Origin of the sequence: Ideonella sp. WA131b, from assembly GCA_023657425.1 — a bacterium.
Taxonomy (GTDB): Bacteria; Pseudomonadota; Gammaproteobacteria; order Burkholderiales; family Burkholderiaceae_C; genus Rubrivivax.
Window position 1 is genome coordinate 579,926 of the sequence record JAGTJW010000003.1, and the last position, 20,457, is coordinate 600,382.

At 68.3% G+C, this 20,457-nt stretch carries 21 protein-coding genes, 1 tRNA gene and 3 pseudogenes; 11 read left to right on the forward strand and 14 right to left on the reverse strand.

The genetic code is table 11. The annotated features are described in order from the left end of the window. Nucleotides 1-41: 41 nt before the first annotated feature. Both KA711_17850 and KA711_17855 read left to right on the forward strand, forming a co-directional pair. Entirely contained in the window at nt 42-677 is a 636-nt protein-coding gene (locus KA711_17850; GenBank protein MCM0610829.1) for a peroxiredoxin, read from the forward strand. 93 nt (nt 678-770) lie between these two features. Then, the gene (locus KA711_17855) at nt 771-1,265 is read left to right on the forward strand and encodes a DNA starvation/stationary phase protection protein (protein ID MCM0610830.1); all 495 of its coding nucleotides are present in this window, start codon (nt 771-773) and stop codon (nt 1,263-1,265) included. Between the two features lie 39 nt (nt 1,266-1,304). On the opposite strand, the gene KA711_17860 is transcribed toward KA711_17855, so the two are convergent. Beyond that, nucleotides 1,305-1,487, reverse strand: a complete 183-nt coding sequence (locus tag KA711_17860; protein MCM0610831.1) for a hypothetical protein — start codon at nt 1,485-1,487, stop codon at nt 1,305-1,307. 26 nt (nt 1,488-1,513) lie between these two features. On the opposite strand from KA711_17860, the gene KA711_17865 reads away from it, so the two are divergent. The 9 genes and pseudogenes from KA711_17865 to KA711_17905 all read left to right on the forward strand — a co-directional run bounded on the left by KA711_17865 (nt 1,514) and on the right by KA711_17905 (nt 8,071). Next, a protein-coding gene (locus KA711_17865) for an IS3 family transposase (protein MCM0610832.1) occupies nt 1,514-2,715 on the forward strand; the annotation gives its coding sequence in 2 pieces (ribosomal slippage) (nt 1,514-1,775 and nt 1,775-2,715; 1,203 coding nt in all). A 39-nt stretch (nt 2,716-2,754) separates the two neighbouring features. Continuing rightward, nucleotides 2,755-3,096, forward strand: a pseudogene (locus KA711_17870) (DUF932 domain-containing protein). Nucleotides 3,097-3,208: 112 nt separating this feature from the next. After that, a complete protein-coding gene (locus KA711_17875; protein ID MCM0610833.1) occupies nt 3,209-3,565 on the forward strand; it encodes a hypothetical protein in 357 nt (118 codons plus the stop codon). A gap of 244 nt (nt 3,566-3,809) precedes the next feature. After that, complete coding sequence (locus tag KA711_17880) at nt 3,810-4,094, forward strand: prevent-host-death protein (protein ID MCM0610834.1); 285 nt, start codon at nt 3,810-3,812, stop codon at nt 4,092-4,094. Further along, the gene (locus tag KA711_17885) at nt 4,091-4,402 is read left to right on the forward strand and encodes a type II toxin-antitoxin system RelE/ParE family toxin (protein MCM0610835.1); all 312 of its coding nucleotides are present in this window, start codon (nt 4,091-4,093) and stop codon (nt 4,400-4,402) included. Before KA711_17880 ends, KA711_17885 begins: the two co-directional genes overlap by 4 nt. A gap of 140 nt (nt 4,403-4,542) precedes the next feature. Further along, nucleotides 4,543-4,722, forward strand: a pseudogene (locus KA711_17890) (hypothetical protein). A gap of 197 nt (nt 4,723-4,919) precedes the next feature. After that, nucleotides 4,920-5,771 carry a ParA family protein gene (locus KA711_17895; GenBank protein ID MCM0610836.1) on the forward strand — a complete coding sequence of 284 codons (852 nt, stop codon included), beginning with the start codon at nt 4,920-4,922 and terminating at the stop codon, nt 5,769-5,771. Then, on the forward strand, nt 5,755-6,744 hold the full coding sequence (locus KA711_17900) for a ParB/RepB/Spo0J family partition protein (GenBank protein MCM0610837.1): 990 nt from the start codon (nt 5,755-5,757) through the stop codon (nt 6,742-6,744). The genes KA711_17895 and KA711_17900 overlap by 17 nt, the downstream gene beginning before the upstream one ends. 196 nt (nt 6,745-6,940) lie before the next feature. Then, complete coding sequence (locus KA711_17905; protein MCM0610838.1) at nt 6,941-8,071, forward strand: Fic family protein; 1,131 nt, start codon at nt 6,941-6,943, stop codon at nt 8,069-8,071. Between the two features lie 589 nt (nt 8,072-8,660). Here the strand turns inward: KA711_17905 and KA711_17910 are convergent. The 13 genes and pseudogenes from KA711_17910 to fdxH form a co-directional block, all read right to left on the reverse strand. Further along, nucleotides 8,661-9,285 (reverse strand): annotated as a pseudogene (locus KA711_17910) (IS1634 family transposase). Between the two features lie 530 nt (nt 9,286-9,815). Further along, the gene (locus KA711_17915; GenBank protein ID MCM0610839.1) at nt 9,816-10,649 is read right to left on the reverse strand and encodes an ATP-binding cassette domain-containing protein; all 834 of its coding nucleotides are present in this window, start codon (nt 10,647-10,649) and stop codon (nt 9,816-9,818) included. Between the two features lie 5 nt (nt 10,650-10,654). Next, entirely contained in the window at nt 10,655-11,878 is a 1,224-nt protein-coding gene (locus KA711_17920) for a helix-turn-helix transcriptional regulator (protein ID MCM0610840.1), read from the reverse strand. Continuing rightward, nucleotides 11,875-12,459, reverse strand: a complete 585-nt coding sequence (locus KA711_17925) for a nitroreductase (GenBank protein MCM0610841.1) — start codon at nt 12,457-12,459, stop codon at nt 11,875-11,877. Before KA711_17925 ends, KA711_17920 begins: the two co-directional genes overlap by 4 nt. Continuing rightward, the gene (locus KA711_17930) at nt 12,459-12,887 is read right to left on the reverse strand and encodes a DsrE family protein (protein ID MCM0610842.1); all 429 of its coding nucleotides are present in this window, start codon (nt 12,885-12,887) and stop codon (nt 12,459-12,461) included. Before KA711_17930 ends, KA711_17925 begins: the two co-directional genes overlap by 1 nt. Then, nucleotides 12,884-13,315, reverse strand: coding sequence for a glycine cleavage system protein H (locus tag KA711_17935; protein ID MCM0610843.1), 432 nt, complete (start codon nt 13,313-13,315; stop codon nt 12,884-12,886). Before KA711_17935 ends, KA711_17930 begins: the two co-directional genes overlap by 4 nt. 39 nt (nt 13,316-13,354) lie before the next feature. Continuing rightward, nucleotides 13,355-13,447 (reverse strand) — tRNA-Sec (locus KA711_17940). 16 nt (nt 13,448-13,463) lie between these two features. After that, entirely contained in the window at nt 13,464-15,407 is a 1,944-nt protein-coding gene (gene selB / locus KA711_17945) for a selenocysteine-specific translation elongation factor (GenBank protein MCM0610844.1), read from the reverse strand. 4 nt (nt 15,408-15,411) lie between these two features. After that, the gene (locus KA711_17950; GenBank protein MCM0610845.1) at nt 15,412-16,299 is read right to left on the reverse strand and encodes a putative selenate ABC transporter substrate-binding protein; all 888 of its coding nucleotides are present in this window, start codon (nt 16,297-16,299) and stop codon (nt 15,412-15,414) included. A 99-nt stretch (nt 16,300-16,398) separates the two neighbouring features. Further along, nucleotides 16,399-17,841, reverse strand: coding sequence for an L-seryl-tRNA(Sec) selenium transferase (gene selA, locus KA711_17955; protein ID MCM0610846.1), 1,443 nt, complete (start codon nt 17,839-17,841; stop codon nt 16,399-16,401). Further along, nucleotides 17,841-18,872: a formate dehydrogenase accessory protein FdhE gene (fdhE, locus tag KA711_17960; protein MCM0610847.1), complete on the reverse strand. Its 1,032-nt coding sequence runs from the start codon at nt 18,870-18,872 to the stop codon at nt 17,841-17,843. The genes selA and fdhE overlap by 1 nt, the downstream gene beginning before the upstream one ends. Nucleotides 18,873-18,942: 70 nt before the next feature. Further along, nucleotides 18,943-19,566 (reverse strand): formate dehydrogenase subunit gamma, encoded by a 624-nt coding sequence (locus tag KA711_17965; protein MCM0610848.1) that lies wholly within the window; start codon nt 19,564-19,566, stop codon nt 18,943-18,945. Next, complete coding sequence (gene fdxH / locus KA711_17970; protein ID MCM0610849.1) at nt 19,566-20,456, reverse strand: formate dehydrogenase subunit beta; 891 nt, start codon at nt 20,454-20,456, stop codon at nt 19,566-19,568. Before fdxH ends, KA711_17965 begins: the two co-directional genes overlap by 1 nt. Nucleotide 20,457: the final 1 nt, after the last annotated feature.

The following is a 20,457-nucleotide window of genomic DNA, read 5'->3' on the forward strand; positions in this document are numbered from 1 at the left end:
TTAAGTTCCTTCAAGAGTCGAACACTACACTAGGAGCCGCCATGATCGCATCGAACTTTCCCCACCTCAACGAACCCGCGCCTGATTTCAAGGCGCTCACGACCCATGGCGAGCGCACGCTGGCCGACTACAAGGGCAAGTGGCTGATCCTGTTCTCGCACCCGGCGGACTTCACGCCCGTGTGCACCACCGAGTTCATCGGCTTCGCCAAGGCAGCCGGTACGTTCAAGAAGATGAATTGCGAACTTCTCGGCCTGTCGATCGACAGCGTGTTCTCGCACCTGGCCTGGACACAGAACATCCAGGAGAAGTTCGGTGTCGAGATCCCGTTCCCGATCATCGAGGACATCAAGATGGAGGTCGCCGGTGCCTATGGCATGGTGCACCCCGGTGCAGCCGACACGCAGGCCGTGCGCGCGACCTTCTTCATCGACCCGACCGGCGTGCTGCGCGCGATGGTGTACTACCCGATGAGCAACGGCCGCTCGATCGACGAATTCGTGCGCCTGCTGCAGGCCATGCAGACCAGCGACGCGAACAAGGTGGCGACGCCCGAAGGTTGGAAGCCGGGCGACGACGTGATCGTCCCGGCGCCGAAGACGCCTGACGCGATCGCCAAGCGCAAGGCTGAAGGGCTGAACATGGTCGACTGGTACTTCACGACCAAGAAGCTCTGATCCAACAAAGTAGCGCGGCCGCCTGCGATTTGCCATCATGAAGCGCCGCGCTGGACAGCGTACAAGCAAGCACCCCCAAAGGAGTCACGGACCATGAGCACCAAGAAGAGCCGAACCCCGGCCATCGACATCGGCATCAGTGCCGGCCATCGCGAGAAGATCGTCAAGGGGCTGTCGGCCTTGCTGGCCGACAGCTACACGCTGTACCTGATGACCCACAACTTCCACTGGAACGTCACTGGTCCGCAGTTCAACAGTCTGCACGCCATGTTCATGGCGCAGTACACCGAGCAGTGGACGGCGCTGGACCTGATTGCCGAACGCATCCGCGCGCTCGGGCACCCGGCGCCGGGCACCTACAAGGAGTTTGTCAAGCTCGCCTCGATCAAGGAGGTCGAAGGCGTGCCCAAGGCCACCGAGATGATCCGCCACCTCGTCGCGGCGCAGGAAGCGACGGCGCGCACGGCGCGACAACTGTTTCCGGTGGTCGAGGCGGCAAATGACCAGCCCACCGCCGATGTGCTGACGCAGCGCCTGGACGTGCACGAGAAAACGGCCTGGATGTTGCGCAGCCTGCTCGAGGATTGAGTTGCTGTCCGGGGCCCTCATACTCGGTGTTTGCTTTCGTCAGGGCCTGGACGCGCGCCACTGCCGCCACAACTTGAGCGCCACGATCAACAGAGGCGTTGCATGCAGGGCCAAGTCGAAGATGTCGAGCAGACGCACCAGCGAACCTTGGGCCAGCATGCGCAGCTTCTCGATCAGGTGAGGTGGCCTTGCCCCTGAAAAACGTAGTCCATAGCTGATGATGAAATCACAGAGATGGAGCACGAGAGATGAGCAAGCAAGAAGGCAAGCGCCGCAGGGCGAGGTACACGTTGGAGTTCAAGCTGGAGGCGGTCAGGCTGGTCAAGGGCGGGCAGGACGCGGCCGTGACGGCACGGGTTCTGGACATCCCGAAGGCCACGCTGGGCAACTGGATCAGGGCGGCCGAGAAGGGTGAACTGCAAGGCGCTGGGGACAGGCCGGTCAGTGCCGAGCAGATGGAGTTGGCGCGGCTGCGGGCGGAGCTGGCGCGGGTCAAGATGGAGCGCGACATCTTAAAAAAAGCGACGGCGTACTTCGCGAAGGAGTCACTGTGAAGTACGCCTGGATCGACAAGCTCAAGACGGTGTGGCCCGTCACGCTGATGTGCCAGGTGCTGGGGGTGAGCGTCAGCGGTTTCTTCGAGCACCGCCAGCGCAGCAGCAAGGCAGCACCGCCGGAGCCCGGCCCCAGGCGTGTAAGCAACGAGGCCCTGGTAGCGCACATCCGCGCGATCCACGCCGAATTCAAGGGCGAGTACGGCTGGCCCCGGGTGTGGAAGGAACTCCTGGCCAGGGGCGTGCGGGTAGGCAAAGACCGGGTGCAGCGGCTGATGAAGATGCACAACATCCGGGCGCGCGGCAAGAGGAAGTTCGTCGTCACCACAGACAGCAAGCACAGCCTGCCGGTGGCCGAGAACCTGCTGGCCAGGGACTTCACGCCCGAAGCACCAGACCGCGTCTGGAGCAGCGACATCACCTACATCGCCACCGATGAGGGCTGGCTGTACCTGGCGGCGGTGATCAACCTGTTCAGCCGCCAGGTGGTGGGCTGGAGCATGCAGCCGCACATGCAGACCAGCCTGGTGACGGATGCGCTGCGCATGGCGTGGTTCAGGCGACACCCAGAACCCGGACTGATCTTCCACAGCGACCGTGGCAGCCAGTACTGCAGCCATGACTTCCAGGCCGCTCTGAAGGGCTATGGGATGCGAAGCTCAATGAGCCGCAAGGGCAACTGCTGGGACAATGCGCCCACGGAAAGCCTGTGGGGCAGCCTGAAGGTCGGGCGGCTGTACGGTAAGCGGTTTGCCACCCACCGCGAGGCGATGGACGAGGTGATCGACTGGTTGACGTTCTACAACCACCGGCGGCTGCACTCCACACTGGGCTACATCAGCCCCATGAAGTTCGAAGCCAACTGGCGCGCGGGCCAGGTCAAGAAAGCCGCGTAACCGAGTCGCTATGGACTACGTCGGACAGGGGCAAGGCCAATGAAGGCGCTGCAGCTCGCGCCACCCGAAGAAGTCGCCTTCGCGACGGCCGCGCTGGCGTTGCGTTTCGGCGAGCGCACCGTCGAGGAAACCGGAGGCCATCGGCCCGCCCCGGTGACGGCCGAGCAGCTGATCGAGGCGCGCCGGCCCGAGGACATCGGCCACAGTCTGTGGACGACTTTCCAGCGCGTGCAGGAGAACGTGATCCGCGGTGGCCAGCCCGGCCGCAGCGCCCAAGGTCGCCGCCTGCAGACCCGCCCCGTGGGCAGCATCGACCGGGGCGTGAGCCTCAACCGTGCGCTGTGGATGCTGGCCGAGGAGATGCGTAAGCTGAAGGCCTGAACCCGTGAGCCGACCGCGCTGGATTCGACCCCGAATCCAGCGCGGTCGCAGCCGCGCACCAGTCCGTCCATCGGTGCGCAGCAGGCTGCGCCACTTCGCGCGAGGTGATGACATGAACACGGCACCCGAAACGCTCGACGATCTGGACACGTTCGCCGTCCGGTCCGGCGAAGCCACCCGCAAAGGCGCCGAGGCCTTCGCGCGATTGCTGGAGCTCGCCGAAACCCGCGACTCCGGCCAGATCCCGCGCGTCGCTCGTTTCCTTGCTGCGCTCTACAACGGCCAGGCCTTCCAGCTGGACCCCTTCGAGCTTCGTGCCGTCGACATCGCGATCAGTGACGACATGCTGTGCTGCCTGGACGCGCTGCGCTGGGGTCGTGCCGACCTGTACACGCTGATCCCCGACGGAGACGCGCGCGCGCGCGCCGTGATCGAGCTGTGGGGCCTGCGTTGGCCGGAAGGTGAGTGATTGGGGCACGTCAGCTTGTCTCCCTATCAACCGCCGCCGACTCGGAGGTGCGGGGAGAATCGCACGGCCGCTCGCCGGCCTCCACTGCGTGTCGGCCGGCTCGCGTGGCCCGGCTGCACCCCATCGAGGGGTGCGCGCCGGGCCGACCGCAGCATGTGCGGCATCGACGCTGCTGCCCGCCGCTGGCCGTGGGCGAGTGGCCCGGGTAGAATGCATCGCAACTGCAACGCATCACCGCCTCGCCATGAAAACCGCCACCCTGCCGTCGCTGCGCGTCGAGCCCGAATTGCGCGAAGCCGCCGAGAGCGTCCTCCAGGAGGGCGAGACGCTGTCGGGCTTCATCGAGGCATCGGTGCGGGAGACGATCCAGCGGCGCCGCGTTCGTTCGGAATTCATCGCGCGTGGCTTGGCCTCCCGCGAGGAGGCCAAGCGCACGGGTGTGTACATCGACGCCGACGTGGTGCACGCCGAACTGGCCAAAAAGCTTGCTCAGGCCCGAACGAAGCTGCAGAAGAAGGCTCGTGCGTGAGCTTTGCCGTCCGGTACACCCAGTCAGCCCGGGACGACCTGGCGCGGCTGTACGAGTACCTGCTCGATCGCGCCACGACGGCCGAGGACCTCGATCTCGCAGAGCGGGCGCTGGCTGCGATCACTGGCGCCGTGGAGAGCTTGAAGCGCTCGCCGTTCATCTATCGCAAGGCCGACGACGACCCGTTCCTGCGCGAGCTGCTCATTCCCTTTGCTAGCAGCGGCTATGTGGCGCTGTTCGAGATCGAAGACGCTGCGACGGTGACCATCCTGGCCGTGCGCCACCAGCTGGAGGATGACTACCACTGACGCCGTAGGGCGCAGGAGCGATTCCTACAACTGGCCGACCTGCGCGTTACCCAAGCCTTCAGCGCGCCCACAGCCAGGCCGCGAGCGCCCTGGTCAGGCCCGATGCGCCCACTGCCGTGGCAGCGCGCGTCAGCCAGACCTTCCAACTGGACCCCTTCGAGTTTCGCGCCGTCGACGTCGCGATCAGTGACGACATGCTGTGCTGCCTGGACGCGCTGCGCTGGGGCCGTGCTGACCTGTACACGCTGGTTCGCGATGTTGACGCCCGCGTGCGTGCCGTCATCGACCAGTGGGGACATCGCTGGCCCGCCGACCCGTGACGCTCGGCTCGCCGTCAGGTCAGACGCCGGGTTGATGGCGCCTCGCGCGGCCGGTTTTCAACGGCGCGCGCTCGCCGGCTGGCGCCGGCTCGCGCGATCCCGGCGCAGTTGCCCACTTCGGGCCATCGAGGCGCGGCGGCCGGGAAGCCTCCTCCTCCGCGGCTCATCCCCCACCTGATCGCGCCGGAGGATCCCTCATGAAGACACTCGTTCTCGCCAACCAGAAAGGTGGCGTCGGCAAGTCTGCCGTCGCGACGCTGATGTCGCACTACTTTGCCCAGCATGGCCAGCGCGTGCTGGCGATCGACTTCGACCACCAGGGCAATTTCAGCGGCTCGATGAGACGGTCGAGCCGGGTCCAGGATGCCGGCATCACGGCGGACCGCCTCTTGACCGAGTCGGTGTCGGTGATGCCGATCGCCGACCTCGTGATGGTGGCCGGCGACACGCCGCTGTCGATGCTGGAGCTGCAGTCCACGAACCACACACCGTTCGCGCGCAACCTGCGCCACTTCCTCGCGGTCATGGACAAGCAGTTCGACGTGTGCGTGATCGACACCAACCCCGGCCCGGATATTCGGGTCATCTCGGCGCTGGCGTCGGCCGACTTCGTGCTGTCGCCGATCCAGCTGAACCAGGAAGCGATGGAGGGCGTGCACGGCTTGCTGAACCACCCGCGCGCCGGGGTGCGCAAGATCAAAGCCGTGCTCAACCCGAAGCTGCAGTTGATCGGGTTGCTGCCGACGATGGTCGAGTCCACGCCGTTCCAGCGCGCCAACTTCCTTCAGATCGTGCAGCGCTATCACCCGCTGCTGATCCGCATCGGCGACGGGCCGGGCGACTTCGCATCTATCCCTCGCCGTTCATCGATCGCCGAAGCCCAGGCGCATGGCGAGGTGCTGTGGGAAATGAAGAAGAGTGCCGCCCGGGAGGCGTGGAAGGAGATCGAACCCACGCTGCGAGCGCTGGCAGGCATCGTCACGGGGCGGCAGCAGGCCCTTTCCCATGCCAGTTCGCAATCTGGAGCAGGCCATGACACTGCCGCTTGATGGTCTCGACCTGCTGAACGCGCCGGCCATCATGACGGCCGGCGCGCCACTGCAACTTCCCCTCGATCTGATCGACGAAGACCCCGATCAACCGCGCAAGGACTTTGATCAGGTGACCCTCGCGGAACTGACCGACTCCGTCAAGGCGCGCGGTGTGTTGCAGGCCATCTCGGTACGCCGGCATCCAGTGACGCCCGACCGCTGGATGGTGAACTTCGGTGCTCGGCGGCTGCGCGCCTCGCGCCTGGCAGGCAAGCCCACGATCCCTGCGTATGTCGACAACGCGATGGATAGCTACGACCAGGTGATCGAGAACGAACAGCGGGAGAGCCTGAGCCCGTTGGAAGTGGCAATGTTCGTCCAGAAGAAGCTGCAGTCGGGCGCGCGTTCCAGTGAGATCGCCAGAACCCTGGGCAAGTCGCGCGGCTACCTGACGTTCATCGGCGCCCTGATTGATCCACCCGCCTGGCTGTTGGACCTGTACCGCAGTGGGCGATGCCGTGGCATCAGCGAGCTCTACGAACTGCGCAAGCTGCACGAGTCGCAGCCCGAGGCCGTCGCGCAATGGATCGAGGGCAGGGCGCATGTCTCGCGGGCAGATGTGCAGGTGCTCAAGGAGCGGCTCGCCCCCGCCGCACCGGCTGAACCAACCCCGCCGCCTGTACCCGCGCAGGCGGGTCCGGCCGCGCAGCCCGGCCTGTTGGCTTCGCAGGCACGCCCTGCCAGCGCGCGCACTGACTTGCTGGCTCCAGCATCGCCGACCATCAGTGGCGAGGTCAGCCAGCCTCCGGCGCGTGCCGTGGCACTGCTGGGTGAAGTCGATGGTGTCCAGGTTCGCGTTCTGCTCGATGCCAAGGTCGAAGGCGTGGACTGCGTGGCGGTCAGCGCTGTCGAATCTGCGAAGCGCTGGCACGTGGCCGCCAGTTCGATCGCCTGTCTCCGACTTGAAGTCCTGGCGATTCCTGCAGGCTGATCGCTTTGTATAACGCGCTATACGCGCTGCCACCGGCGCGGCCAGACCGGGCTCGCTTGGGCGGTCACTCGTTGCTGCTGCCCACAGGCTGACTGAGTCGTGTCGATAAAAGTGAAAAACATTGACATGATTGGTTGACGTGTCGTCCGCAGCGACATAAGGTGCCGACATGTCGCCAAAGTAGCATTTTTGCATCATGACGGACCTCGATTCCCCGTGGCGCCCTGAGCTGCCGCACAACCAGTTGCCCACGTTGCCCCCCGCACGCGAGCTGGAAAGCCGCGCCGTACTCAAGGCATGCATCGAGGCCCGTGCCGCCCTGGCCGAGTTGAAGCAAGCCGCCGAGCTGATCCCCAACCAGGCGATGCTCATCAACACCATCCCGCTGCTGGAAGCCAAGGACAGCTCCGAGATCGAGAACATCGTCACCACCACCGACCAGCTCTTCCAATACGCCCAAAGCCCCGCGCAGGGCCAAGACAACGCCGACCCGGCCACCAAGGAAGCGTTGCGCTACCGCACTGCCTTGCAGCGCGGCTACCAGTCACTGAAAGACCGGCCGCTGTGCACCGCGACCGCCGTGGATGTGTGCCGCATCCTGAAGGGCGTGGACATGGACATCCGGCGCACGCCGGGCACGCAGCTCATGAATGACCGCACCGGTGAGGTGATCTACACCCCGCCCGAGGGTGAAGCGCGCCTGCGCGACATGCTGGCCAATTGGGAGCGGTTTCTGCACAACCAGACCGAACTGGACCCGCTGATCCGCATGGCTGTGGGCCACTACCAGTTCGAGGCCATCCACCCCTTCACTGATGGCAACGGGCGCACAGGCCGCGTCATCAACATCCTCTACCTGATTCAGGAAGAGCTGCTGAACCTGCCCATCCTGTACCTCAGCCGCCACGTCATTGCGCACAAGGCCGACTACTACGGCCTGCTGTTGGGCGTGACGCGAGACCAGGCATGGGAACCCTGGCTGCAGTTCATGCTGCAAGCCGTCGCACAAACCGCCAAGTGGACCACCGGCAAGATCGCCGCCATCCGCAAGCTGGCCGAGCACACCACCGAGCACGTGCGCGAGCGGCTGCCCAAGATCTACACGCGCGAACTGGTGGACGTGATCTTCGAGCAGCCGTATTGCCGCATCGGCAACCTGGTGGACAAGGGCATCGCCCAGCGCCAGGCGGCATCCCGCTACCTGCATGATCTGGCTGCCCTGGGCGTGCTGCGCGAAATGCCGTTCGGCAAAGAGAAGCTCTTCATCCATCCCAAGCTGATGCAACTGCTCAGCCGCGACAACAACCAGTTCCAGCCCTACGCCTGAAAGCGCCGCCGATGGCCGAGAACACAGTGATGATGTCCTCAGGCCCGGCGAGATCCTGTTCGCAGATGGCCCTGGCTGGGCTTTGCTTGGCCAGCAACCGCACGCGGTGTGACGCGCCGACGTGGCATCGAACGCGGCGTGCATCAGGCCGAAGCTGACCGAGCTGGCCAGGTCGACATTGGCCGGCGGCATCACCAATCTGGCCGTCTTCAACGGACAGTGGTGGCGACAGGACCATCGGGCCACCCTGTATAGCGCGTTATACAAAAGGCCCTGGCTCATCTTGTACGGTCCGCGCGCTTGCCACTCTCGGCTGCGAGCCTGGCTGGCCCAAGGGGCGAGGTACAGCGCCAGGCGCTGATCGGGCGGCTGATGCCATGCACGATTTCGACCCGAATCCAGCGCGGGCAAGGGCTGGGTCGAAGCCAATACTGAATGCGTAGGTGAGTGCAGAGATAGGCGCGGTGGCGCCGGTGTCTGACACGCACGGCATGTCAGGAGGCTCGGGTATGGCACCCTCGTCACGTGATCGCATCAGCGTCGATTTGCATGGCCTGAAAGCCGCGCTCTTCGAGCGTGCTCACCCGAGTTCGGCCACCACGACCAGGCGGCGGATGTGCGGGAGCGCGCCAGCACCTTCTTGAGCGTGGGCTCCAGCGTCGGCGCCTCGGCCGTATTGCCGTCGAAGACCTCGCGATGGATCGGCATACCGTTGGCCGTCTGCACCACGCCCAGCATGAACTGGCGGGCGATGACGCCTTCCTTGGAGATGCCGAAGTGCCGCACGTCGCCGTCTTGCTGGCTGTGGCCCTCGGCGCGGAGGGTCGTCAGGTCGTAGAAGACCACCGAGAGGTCTTCGTCGATGAGCGGGCGCAGCAGCTGCTGGTGGCTCTGCTTGGCCAGGTCGATGCCCGGCATGCTCACCGTCTGCAGCCAGCGCAGCACACCCAGCTTGGACTCCGGATCGCTAAGCCGGTTGAAGGCCATCACCCGGATCGCCTGCTCGACGGCGGTGGTGAAGCGGGCGCGCCGGAACACCGCCCCCAGGGCATTGAAGCCCAGCTCATGCCACAGCGCATCGAGGGCCCAGACATCCCCCAGGCACGGGCCGACTCGAAGCGCACCTGGAGGTCGCCGCCCGTGGCAACTGGGCGCCCCTTGGCTCGCAACAGGCCATCCGGTAGCGAGTCGACCTGACCGCCGCGCTCGTCGATGCCCAGCATGCCGGCGTAGGTGAGGGCGATGGCCAGCACACCGGCTGCTGGCCCCAGGCCCAGCACGCGCACAAACACCAGCGCCCACACCAGCTCGGGCACGCTGCGCAGCAGCACCAGCAGCCCGCGCACGGCTTGGCGCAGCGCCCAGGCCGCCGAGTGCATGCGACCCGAGAGCGACGAGATGGACACGGCCGCTGTCGATAGCAGCGTCAGCGGTACCGCCAACACCAGCGCCAGCACCAAAGCGGCGGTGGCGATGGCCACGGTGCGCCAGGTTTCACGCAGCACCATCAGAAGGAAATCGGGCGCGGTAGCCGGTGGCAGAAAGCTGCTCAGGAAGTTGAGCGTGACCTTCAGGTTGTCGGGCTCGAAGAAGAGCCAGAGCCGGAAGTCCACCGCCACCAGTGCCGGGCCCAGCAGCGCCAGGGCGGCCAGGGTCCAGAGGACACGGCCGCGCCAGGCGGGGTCGCGGTAAGGGTTCACGGCGGCCGGGCCGGCGCTCAGCAGGGCAGGCATGCGGCGGGCCTTCAGCAGCGCGCGATCTGCAGCACCCGCTCGTCTGGCGACTTGGCGCCGCCCGCAGGCGGCAGCGCGCCGCTGAGCTCGTGTTCGAAGCTCTGGTACAGCGCAGCCAGCCGCTCGCCCGTGACCTCGGCTGCCGGCAGGTCGAACACCAGCCGCCCATCACGCAATCCCAGCACCCGCGGAAAGTGCGCCAGCGCCAGTTCCACCTGGTGCAGAGTGGCCAGTAGCGTGGTGTCGCGTTGCTGCGCCGCCTGCGTGAGCGTGCGCAACGCCTGCTGCGCGCGCGTGGGGTCCAGCGCCGAGAGCGGCTCGTCGATGAGCCACAGCCCGGCCGGCGCCAGCAGCGCACGCGCCAGGCCCACACGCTGGCGTTCGCCGCCGCTCAAGCGGTCCACACGCTCCCAGAGCTTTTCGCCCAGGTCGAACGGCTCCAGCGCGGCGTGCGCGGCCTCGGCACTGCGCGGGCGCAGCAGCGAGGCCACGCTGGCCCACAGGCCCATCGCCGGCAGTCGTGCGGCCAGCACGGCCGTCACCACGCGCTGGCGCGGTGGCAAGGGCGGTGTCTGCGGCGCCAGGAAGAGCTGTGCACGCAGGCGGCGCAGCGCCGCGGCGTTCAAGGCCCAGGGGTCTTGCCCGCCCAGCAGCAGCTGCCCGACGCTCGGCTTGAGCGCACAGGCCGCGGCGTGCAGCAGCGTGGTCTTGCCGGCGCCTGAAGGGCCTATCACCGCCACCTGCTCACCGGCGGCCAGTTGCAAGCTGAGGGCCCGCAGCGCCGGCGCTGCGCCGCTGCGGGCGGCGGGGTGCTGCACGTCCAGCGCGTGCAGTTGCAGCTGCAGGCCCATCAGCTCCCCACGCCGGCAATGCCGGTCGTCGCCACGTTTTCGCTGTACCGCCACCAGGGCAAGGCCGTGGTCATCGACAACACGCGCCCGGGCGCTGCACCGAGTTCATAACCGGGCAGGGCGGCCGCCAGCTGCTGCCAGCCCGCCGAGCCCAGCACCTGGCACAGGCGTTGCACCGCGGGCGTCTGCAGGCTGGGCTTGAGGCAGGCGAGGAAATAGTCTTCGCTGGCCAGCGGCAGGAAGTGCAGGCCGAACTCCAGCGCCGCGGCCTCGATGCCCAGGCCAGCATCGGCCAGGTCGCCGGCCACACTGGCGGCCACGGCCACGTGGGTCTGCTCGATGTGGTCGTGGTAGCCGGCCAGGCGAGCCGGATCCAGGCCTTCGCGCGCCACGAGGTGGTTCATCAGCAGCCGCGTGCCCGAGCCCACCTGGCGGTTCACCAGGCGCAGGCCCAGGCGCTGCACATCGGCCAGGCCGAAGACACGCCGCGCGAGTTCGGGCCGCAGCATCAGGCCCTGGCGGCGGCGGCAGAAGCCGATCACCTTGTTCAGGCCGGGCTGCAGCAGCGGCTTCATCGCCTGCGCGTAGGCCGAATCGGCATCACGTTCGGCCGGCACGTGGAAGCCGGCCACCACGCACTGCCCGGCGTTCAGCGCGCGCAGGCTGTCCACGCTGCCTTGCACGCGCAAATCCAGGTGCAGCTGGGCGGTGGCGGCGGCGTGCTGCTGAAGGACCGAGAGCGCCGTGTCGTGGCTGGCGTAAAGCGTCAGCAGCAGCTGTTGATCGTCGCGGGCTTCGGCCAGCATCCGGACGAGTTCGGCCCGCAGTGCTTCCAGCTGCGGCTGGATGCGCGTGCGCGCGCGGCGCTCGGCCCAGAGCAGGCGTTCGCCGAAAGCTGTCAGGCGCGCGGGCTGGCCCTGCGTCCAACTGATCAGCGCTTCGCCCAGCGTCTGCTCCCAGTCTTTCAGCGTGCCCCAGGCGTAGCGGTAGCTGCAGCCCAGGGCGCGCGCGGCGTGCGAGATGGAGCCGGCCTCGTGCACGGCCTGCAGCAGGTCGAACAGCGGGTTGTCGATCTGCGCGCCGCGCTGCGCGCCGGGTTTCAGCACGTACTGCAGATGGGCGTTGAGCGCGTTGGGGGCTGTGGCTGCTGCGCCGGGCGCAGGCGCATCGGGCGAGGCTGCCGAGGCCGCCGCTGGGGCTGGGCGGGTGCGTGTGGGGCTCATGGCGTGGCGGTGCCGGGCCACCACCCCAGCAGCGTGGTGGGCGCGGGCTTGTCGTGCTTCAGCGCGGGTGGACGGCGCGGCGTGCCCAGACCTATCCAGCCCACCAGCGTTTCACCGGGGGCACAGAAGGCGTTCACGATGGCCGGTGCGCGCACCTTGTTGCCCGAGAGGATCTTGCCTGCATAGCCCAGGCCGTGCGCTGCGCTGAGGAAGTTGCTGAGGGCGCCGCCCACGGCGATCCACTGCTCGTGCACGGGGGCCAGCGGGTGGCCCTGGTCGATGCGCGCGATGACGGCCACGCTCATGGGCGCGCGCAACGCGCGCTCGCGCTCGATGGCCAGCGTCTCGGCGGGTTTGCCGGTTTCACGCGCCACCTGCTCGAACAGATCGGCCAAGGCCGCGCGCGCCGGTCCGGCCACCACGCTGAAGCGGTAGGGCACGAGGCCGCCGTGGTCGGGCGCGCGAAGCGCGGCCTGCACCATCAGCGCCAGTTCCTCGGCGCTGGGCGCAGGTTCGTCCAGGTGCTTCAGGCCCAGCGAATGGCGGCTCAGCAAGAGCTGCAAAGCGGCGGTGTCGGGCATCAGTACACCAGGGTGCGCCAGCGCAGATCACCCGCGCGGGCCATGAACTGCACCGCGCCGCCGTGGCCGCGGCATTCGGGGATGAGCGGCGCACCGGCCAGGCCTTGCGCGTGCAGCGCTTCGGTGCAGACAAAAAGCTGGGCGCCGTGCGCGTGGGCCTGGCGCAGGTGGTCCAGCACGGTGTGCGTGGCTTGCGGCGCGGCGCGCAGCGTGGCGGCCACGCCGGGCACCAGCAGGTGCACGCTGCGCGCGGTGAAGTAGATCTCCACCGGCAGCTCCAGTGCAGCCGCGGCAGCAGCGTGGAAAAAGGGCGTGGCCAGGCGCTCGGGCTGTGCGGGGTCGGCGGCCCACAGCAGCAGCGCCACGCCTGCGGCGGCGTGGTCCAGATAAGCGTTGTTGGCGCCTTCGGCCAGCCTGCCTGTGTTCATCCGTCCACCCGGTGCAGCCAGGCGTGGTGCTCCATCGCGGCAACCACGGCCCGGCCGTGCAGCAGTGCGCCGCTTTCGGCCTGCCAGGCCGAGGGCTGCAGGCGCGCGAGCCAGCCTTCTTCGTAGGGGCTGCCGTGCACCAGCTCGGGCGCGGTGGCCAGGCGTTCATTGACCGCCAGCACGGTGCCGCTGATCGGGCTCTTCACCGAGACGATGGACTTGGCCAGCTCCACCACCGCGATGCCGCGCCCGCGCTCCACCACGGTGCCCACGCCCTTGGGCCGGCACATATACACCTCACCGGCCAGCTGCACGCCCAAGGCGGTGATGCCCACCGTCGTGCTGCCATCTGCTTCGAGCCGGGCCCAGACCTGGTGCTGGATGTCGTAGTGCAGTTCGTCAGGGCAGGGCAGGCCGGCGGCCATCATCGTGGGGCCTCCACAGCAGCAGGGCGAAGGGAATGTGGGCGGAAGGGAATGGGAGTCGAACCCACCCGGCGACGCATGGCGCCACCCACCGGGTTTGAAGCCCGGCCGACCCACCAGGGTCGTTTCCCTTCCATGCGAAAACGTATCGTCATGGGAGCACCGCATTGTCCAGCAGCGTGCTGTCGCTGCGCAGGCGGTGCACATCGCCCACGCGGCGCAAGAGGCCGATGCGGTCGAGGTATTCCAGGATCTGGATGGCGCGCTTGCGCCCGAGCTGCGTGGCGTCGCGGAACAGGGCGGCCGTGACCTCGCCGCCGTGCGCCTGCGCGATGGCCTGCACCAGCGCCACGGCCCGTGCCAGGATCTCGGGCGTGAGGTAGAGGTCGCGCACGATCTGGTGCAGCTCGGCGCGCTGCGCCAGGCGGGCCATGGTCACGCGCAGCAGGGGCTCGGGCTCATTGATTTCCTTGGCGAGGTCGCGCACCCAGGCGCCCTCGAAACCCACGGCCGCCAGGCGCGGGCCCACCTTCTGCGCCAGGCGCTCTTCGGTGGCCGAGAGGCGCACGCCATGTGCCGGCAGGTGCACGAAGGCACCGCGCATCGCCACCTCGCCGCGGGCTTGCAGATCGCTCAGCAGCGCGCGCCACAGCGGCTCGGGCAGGCGCGGCAGGGCCAGGCGGCGCAGGCGCGCGGCGTCGGGGCCGAGCTCTTCGGGGGCTTTCTCGTGGAAGGCAGCCAGGGAGGCCAGCACCTTCTCGCGGGCGGCTTCGGCCTGGGCCGCGCCCAGGGCCCAGTCGTTGCGCGCATCGGTGTGGCGCAGCGCGCCGGTGGCGGCGGCCAGTTCCACACGCCGGCCCTGGGCCGCCGCAAACCGTTGAAGATCCACGCCCTGGGGCGATTGCACCAGCAGCCCGCGAAGGCGTTCTTCGGCGCTGGGCGTGGCCAGCGCGTCCAGCTCGGCCAGGCGCTGTGGCGTGCGGCGGTAGCGCGCCGGGGCCAGCGGGTCCAGCACCACGCCGCCGGCCAGCGTGCGGCTGGCCGAGGCGTCGCGCAGCACCACGCGGTCGCCGTGCCATGCGCCCACGGAGGCCTGCAGCACCAGCTGCACACGCGCGCTGGCGCCGGGGGCGAGGCTGTCGCCATCGAGCACGGCCACGCTGCCCATCACCGCGGCCGAACCCAGGTGCACGTGCACCGGCGTGCCGCTGCGCAGCGCGCGTGTTTCGGCCTGCCACAGCCGCAGCTGCACGTCGATGCGCTGCGTGGCCAGCGCAGCGGCCGGTGCCACCAGCCACTGGCCGCGCTGCACCCGCTCCTTGGCGACACCGGCCAGGGCCACGGCGCAGCGTTGGCCCGTACCGGCCTGCGTGACGGCGCGGTTCTGCGCGTGCAGGCTGCGCACGCGCACGGCTTCGTCTGGCGCGCCGGGGGGCACCAGGCGCAGCTCGTCGCCGGCGGCCACCTGCCCGGCGTGCGTGGTACCGGTGACGACCGTGCCGACGCCGTCCAGCGTGAAGGCGCGGTCGATGGCCAGTCGGAAGGCCGCGCCGCTGCGCTGCTCCGCGGCCCGCGCGGCAGAGGCCGCGTGTCCGGCGGCGGCGTCGCGCAGCAGGCTGCGCAAGGCCTCGATGCCCAGGCCGCTGGGCGCAGCCACTGTCAGCACGGGGCAGTTTTGCAGCGTGGAGCCGATCAGCAGCGCCTGCGCCTCGGCCTGCACGGCCTGCAGGCGTTCGGCGTCCACGCGGTCGGCCTTGGTGATGACGACCGCGCCGCGCTGCAGGCCCAGCAGCGAAAGCACCGCCAGATGCTCGCGCGTCTGCGGCATGGGGCCGTCGTCGGCGGCCACGAGCAGCAGCGCGAAATCGATGCCCGTGGCGCCGGCCAGCATGGTGTGCACCAGCCGTTCGTGGCCGGGCACGTCGATGAAGCCGATTCGCTCCAGGCCCTGGCCGGCTTCCATGAAGGCGTAGCCCAGTTCGATGCTGATGCCACGTTGCTTCTCTTCGGGCAAGCGGTCGGTGTCCACGCCGGTGAGCGCGCGCACCAGCGTGGTCTTGCCGTGGTCGATGTGGCCTGCGGTGCCGACGATCATGGCCTTACTTGATGAGCCCCGCGCTGCGGCCGGCGGCTTCCAGGCCCTTGTAGTTCTCGGGCGCGGTGGGCACGAACTTGGTGGCGCGTGCCAGGCCCAGGATTTCCTTGCCTTCGGCGTTGTCGGCGCTCAGGCCCAGCAGCGCCTTCTGCACACGTTCACGCTGCGCCGCGGGCATGTCGGCATGCACCGACCAGTTGTAGTTGAAGTAGGGCGGCGTCGTGTAGAACACATCGACCTTGTTCGTGTCGACCCGGTTCTCGCTGACGAACTTGCGCCACACGGTGATGTCGAGCGCCGCGGCGTCGACACGGCCGCTCACCACCGAGGCGATGGTGGCGTCATGCGCGCCCGAGAAGGCCACGCGCTTGAAGTCACGCTCGGGCTCGATGCCCGCGGCCAGCAGGAGGCTGCGCGGCATCAGGTGGCCCGAAGTGCTGCTGGCCGAGCCGAAGCTGACCTGCTTGCCCTTCAGGTCCTCGAGCTTGGTGATGCCCGAGGTCTTCTGCGTGATGAAGACCGAGCGGAATTGCGTGTCTTCTTCGCGCTGTGCGATGGGCACGATCTTGTCGCCCGAACGCAGCTTGGCCTGCACGAAGGTGAAGCCGCCGAACCACACCATGTCGACCTGCTTGTTCACCAGTGCTTCCACCGCGGCGGGGTAGTCGCTCACGGGCACGAACTCGACCTTGGTGCCCAGCGTGCGCTCCAGGTACTTGACCAGGGGGCCGAACTTGCGGATCTGCTCGCTGGCGGCTTCTTCGGGGATGGTGGTCACCTTGAAGACGGCTTGCGCCTGGGCCAGCGTCGCGGCGGTCAGTGCCGTGGTGGCCAGGGCCAGGGTGGCGAGCCGGCGCGCCCGACGGGCGACGCGTTGGAAGAACGGGGTCATGGTGGGGTTTCCTTGAGAAACCGGGGTTGGGATCATGGCGGCATGGCGCGTAAAGCCTGCGGGTACCGTGTCGCCGCGGCGGACACGCAGGCATGGACTTCAAGGCAGGGCCAGGCGCAGCGACTCCAGTTGCGACAACAGGGCCTGCGGGTCTTCCAGCCCGCGCAGGTCGAGCAGCAGCCGGTCTTCGGCGATGCGGCCCACCACGGGCAAGGGGAGCGTGCGCAGCGCGGTCGCCAGTTCATCGAGCGCGCGCCCGGCACCCTTCTTCTGCGAAGGCGCCAGCGCCAGGCCGGCCGAGGGCAGGCGGTCCACCGGCAGCGAGCCCGAGCCGATCTGGCCCAAGAGATCGACCACCTGCACCTCGAAGCGCGGAGCGACGGCCGCGGCCACGGCCGGCAGCAGTTCGGTGGCCAGCGCGCGCAGGCTTTCGGCGGTGCGCGTGAGCAGGCGCAGCGTGGGCAAGTCCTGCGCCAGGCGTTCGGGCCGCAGGTACAGGCGCAGCGTGGCCTCCAGCGCCGCCAGCGGCAGCTTGCTCATGCGCAGCGCGCGCTTGAGCGGGTACTTGCGGATGCGTGCGATGGCCGCCTTGCTGCCGACGATCAAACCCGCCTGCGGGCCGCCGAGCAGCTTGTCGCCGCTGAAGGTGACGACATCGCAGCCCGCGGCCAGCTTTTCTTGTGGCGTGGGCTCCCGTGGCAGGCCGTAGGCGGCCAAGTCGACCAGCGAGCCGCTGCCCAGGTCGCTGGCCAGCGGCAGCCCTTTGGCGTGGGCGATGGCGGCGAGCTCGGCCTCGTCGACCGCGGTGGTGAAGCCCTGCACGGCGTAGTTGCTGGTGTGCACCTTCATCAGCAGCGCAGTGCGTTCATTGATGGCGCCGGCGTAGTCGTGCGGGTGGGTGCGGTTGGTGGTGCCCACTTCCACCAGCGTGGCGCCGGCCGCGGCCATCACATCGGGCATGCGGAAGGCGCCACCGATCTCCACCAGCTCGCCACGCGAGACGATGCACTCCCTGCCGCGCGCCAGGGCGGCGATGGTGAGCAGCACCGCTGCGGCGTTGTTGTTGACGATGGTGGCGGCCTCGGCGCCCGTCAGCGTGCAGAGCAGCTCTTCGACGAGGTTGTCGCGGTCGCCGCGGCCGCCGCTGGCGAGGTCGTACTCCAGGTTGTTGGGGCCGGCCATCATCGCCAGCACCTGCTGCAGCGCGCTGTCGGCCAGCAACGCGCGGCCCAAGTTGGTGTGGATGACGGTGCCGGTGAGGTTCAGCACCCGGCGCATGTTGAGCGCCAGGCGGGCCTGCACTCGGGCGGCCAGGGCCCGCAACAGCGCCGGCATTTGCACCGCGTTGTGCCCCAGGGTGCCGGCCAGCGCAGCGCTGCGCTGGGTTTCGAGCAGTGCACGCGCCTGTGCGGCCACCAGCGTGTGGCCGTGTTCGGCCACCAGGGCCGCCGCTTCGGGTTCTCGCAGCAGGCGGTCGACGCCTGGCAGATCCTTCGGGCTGGCCTTGGAACCGTCGACGACGGATTCGGCGGGCCGCGCCATCAGGACGCCCCGGGGTCGGGCGGCGGCGCCGCGCTGGTCTCTTCGGCAGGGTCGCCGAAGAGCAGCATCAGGTTCAGGCCGTGGCGGTGGTAGCCGGCTTCGGACACCAGCAGGTCCAGCGTGAGGCTGGCCAGGTCGTCGGCCAGCGGCTCCACCATCGGGTCGCGGTCGCTGTGCACAATCTTGAGGTAGTGGCCGCACTCGTCGCAGGTTTCGGCCTGCATCACGGCCTGGGCGGCGCGGCTGCTGCCCTGGTCGTCGGCATCGGCGGTGTCCAGCGACTGGTAGGCCAGGCTCTTCTCCGACAGGCAGTGCGGGCACTTGATGCGCACCATGTGCCACTCGGTGCTGCACAGGCCGCAATGCAGATAGCGCTGGCCCAGCGATTCACCGGAAGAGCGCGTGACGCTGGCCACCGGGCGGCTGCCACAGCAGGGGCAGGCGGTTTCGTCGTCGATGCGGCCGAAGGGCTGGCCATGGGCCGGCGCGTGGGCCAGGCCGTGGGCATCCACCTTCAGCACCAGCTCGGTGAAGCAGCATTGCAGGGCCGCGGCAATGAGGGGTGCGCAGGCCAGGTCCAGGCCCGTCATCACGCCGTGCAGCAGCGCATCGGCCTGGCGTTCGAGGAAAACCTCGTCGGCTGCGGCCAGGGTGTCCAGCGTGGGCAGCACGCCGGCCGGTGCGCTGCCGCGCAGATCGGCCACCAGCGCGCGCAGCACGCTGTGCCAGGCCGGGTCGCGCGGCCAGTCGGTGGCCAGCAGCGGGGGCACGCCCGCGCGGGCGGCGCGGTCGATCGCGTCGCGGTCGGGCAGGGGCAGCGTGGGCATGCGCGCCAGCTGGCGCTGCTGGGCCTGCGCCAGATCGGCCATGAAGTTGAGGAAGTCGCCCATCGCGTGGCCGCGCGCCAGCTGGCGCAGCCGCATCGCGCGTTCGGCGAAGACGGTGCTGCGTTCGGGCAGGCGCAGGAAGGCCGTTTCGCCACCCGCGCGGGCGGCGATCTCTTCGGGGGACATCACCCGCACGGTGGCCATGACTGGACTCAGTGTTTCTCCTGGACAAGAAAAGAGGGCGCTGACAAAGCGCCCTCTGTGCGGGTGGGACTCAGGGTCCCTTGGTCATGTCCCGATACCACAGGGCATGGTTGGCCTTGGCCCAGCCTTCGGTGACCGTGCCGCGGGTCATTGCGCGCGCCGTGCCCTTGACCCAAATGACGGCGTACACATGCATGATCGTCGCCGCGATCAGCACCACAGCTGAGACGGCATGCAGCAGCAGACCGATGCGCTGCACTTCGATGGGGAAGAACGGCGAGAACCAGGGCCGCCAGAAGAGGAAGCCCGAGAGCAAGAGTACCGCCAGGCTGACGGCCATGGCCCAGAACACCAGCTTCTGGCCATAGTTGTACTTGCCCACGGGGGGCATGCTGGCCTTGTTGCCCTTGAGCATCTCACCCATGTGCTTCTTCCACTCGCGATCGGCGTCGTTGACGACGTTGTCGCGCCAGAGCTTGAGGAACAAGCCCAGGAAGCCCACCACCATCAGCACGCCCAGGAAGGGATGCAGGATGCGCGCCCACGAGCCACCGCCGAACAGGTGCACCAGGAAGTACAGCGACGGGTGGAAAAAAGCCAGGCCGGAGAGTCCGGCCAGCACGAACATCATCGCGATGAACCAGTGGTTCATCCGATCTCCGTCCTGGTAGCGCTGCAGCATTTTCTGAGCCATCACGCTTCCTCCTTCTCGGGCTTGCCGGCGTCAGCGGACTTCTCCTCGATCGGACCCACCTTCATGTAGTGGAAGAAGCCGGCGACGACCGCGCCGATCATCCCCGCCACCGCCAGCGGCTTGGCGATGCCCTTCCAGACCGAGACCAGCGGGCTGACGCTCGGGTCCTTGGGCAGGTCTTCCAGCTCGGGCCGGTCGGCGTGCTTCAGCACGTACATCACGTGCGTGCCGCCGACTCCTTGCGGGTTGTACAGGCCTGCGTTCTGGAAGCCGCGCTCCTTCAGCTCGCCCGCGCGCTTTTCGCCGTAGGTCACCATGTCGTCCTTCGTGCCGAAGGTGATGGCGCCCGTGGGGCAGGTCTTCACGCAGGCCGGCTCCAGACCCACGCCCACCCGGTCGGAACACAAGGTGCACTTGTAGGCCTTGTTGTCCTTCTGGCTGATGCGCGGCACATCAAAGGGGCAGCCCTTGACGCAGTAGCCGCAGCCGATGCAGTTCTCGCTGATGAAGTCGACGATGCCGTTGCTGTACTTGACGATGGCCCCAGGCGCCGGACAGGCCTTCAGGCACCCGGGGTCCTCGCAGTGCATGCAGCCGTCCTTGCGGATCAGCCACTCGAGGCTGCCGTCCTTGGGCTCGACCTCGAAGAACTTCATGACGGTCCAGCTGGTGGGCGTCAGGTCGCTGGGGTTGTCGTAGACGCCGATGTTGGTGCCGACGTCGTCGCGCAGGTCGTTCCAGTTCATGCAAGCCACCTGGCAGGCCTTGCAGCCGATGCACTTGGACTCATCGATGAGCTTGGCGACCTGCGGCGCGTTGGTACGCACCTGCGGGCTGGGAGTGGTGGTGGCCGAACGGCCGACCACGTCGAGCGATTGCATGCTGCCCATG

Coding starts and splice junctions, on each gene's coding strand:
- KA711_17850 (MCM0610829.1), top strand. CDS start 42: ATGATCGCATCGAACTTTCCCCACCTCAACGAACCCGCGCCTGATTTC.
- KA711_17855 (MCM0610830.1), top strand. CDS start 771: ATGAGCACCAAGAAGAGCCGAACCCCGGCCATCGACATCGGCATCAGT.
- KA711_17875 (MCM0610833.1), top strand. CDS start 3,209: ATGAACACGGCACCCGAAACGCTCGACGATCTGGACACGTTCGCCGTC.
- KA711_17880 (MCM0610834.1), top strand. CDS start 3,810: ATGAAAACCGCCACCCTGCCGTCGCTGCGCGTCGAGCCCGAATTGCGC.
- KA711_17895 (MCM0610836.1), top strand. CDS start 4,920: ATGAAGACACTCGTTCTCGCCAACCAGAAAGGTGGCGTCGGCAAGTCT.
- KA711_17900 (MCM0610837.1), top strand. CDS start 5,755: ATGACACTGCCGCTTGATGGTCTCGACCTGCTGAACGCGCCGGCCATC.
- KA711_17905 (MCM0610838.1), top strand. CDS start 6,941: ATGACGGACCTCGATTCCCCGTGGCGCCCTGAGCTGCCGCACAACCAG.
- KA711_17920 (MCM0610840.1), bottom strand. CDS start 11,878: ATGAGCCCCACACGCACCCGCCCAGCCCCAGCGGCGGCCTCGGCAGCC.
- KA711_17925 (MCM0610841.1), bottom strand. CDS start 12,459: ATGCCCGACACCGCCGCTTTGCAGCTCTTGCTGAGCCGCCATTCGCTG.
- KA711_17930 (MCM0610842.1), bottom strand. CDS start 12,887: ATGAACACAGGCAGGCTGGCCGAAGGCGCCAACAACGCTTATCTGGAC.
- KA711_17935 (MCM0610843.1), bottom strand. CDS start 13,315: ATGATGGCCGCCGGCCTGCCCTGCCCTGACGAACTGCACTACGACATC.
- selB (MCM0610844.1), bottom strand. CDS start 15,407: ATGATCGTCGGCACCGCAGGCCACATCGACCACGGCAAGACCACGCTG.
- KA711_17950 (MCM0610845.1), bottom strand. CDS start 16,299: ATGACCCCGTTCTTCCAACGCGTCGCCCGTCGGGCGCGCCGGCTCGCC.
- selA (MCM0610846.1), bottom strand. CDS start 17,841: ATGGCGCGGCCCGCCGAATCCGTCGTCGACGGTTCCAAGGCCAGCCCG.
- fdhE (MCM0610847.1), bottom strand. CDS start 18,872: ATGGCCACCGTGCGGGTGATGTCCCCCGAAGAGATCGCCGCCCGCGCG.
- KA711_17965 (MCM0610848.1), bottom strand. CDS start 19,566: ATGGCTCAGAAAATGCTGCAGCGCTACCAGGACGGAGATCGGATGAAC.
- fdxH (MCM0610849.1), bottom strand. CDS start 20,456: ATGGGCAGCATGCAATCGCTCGACGTGGTCGGCCGTTCGGCCACCACC.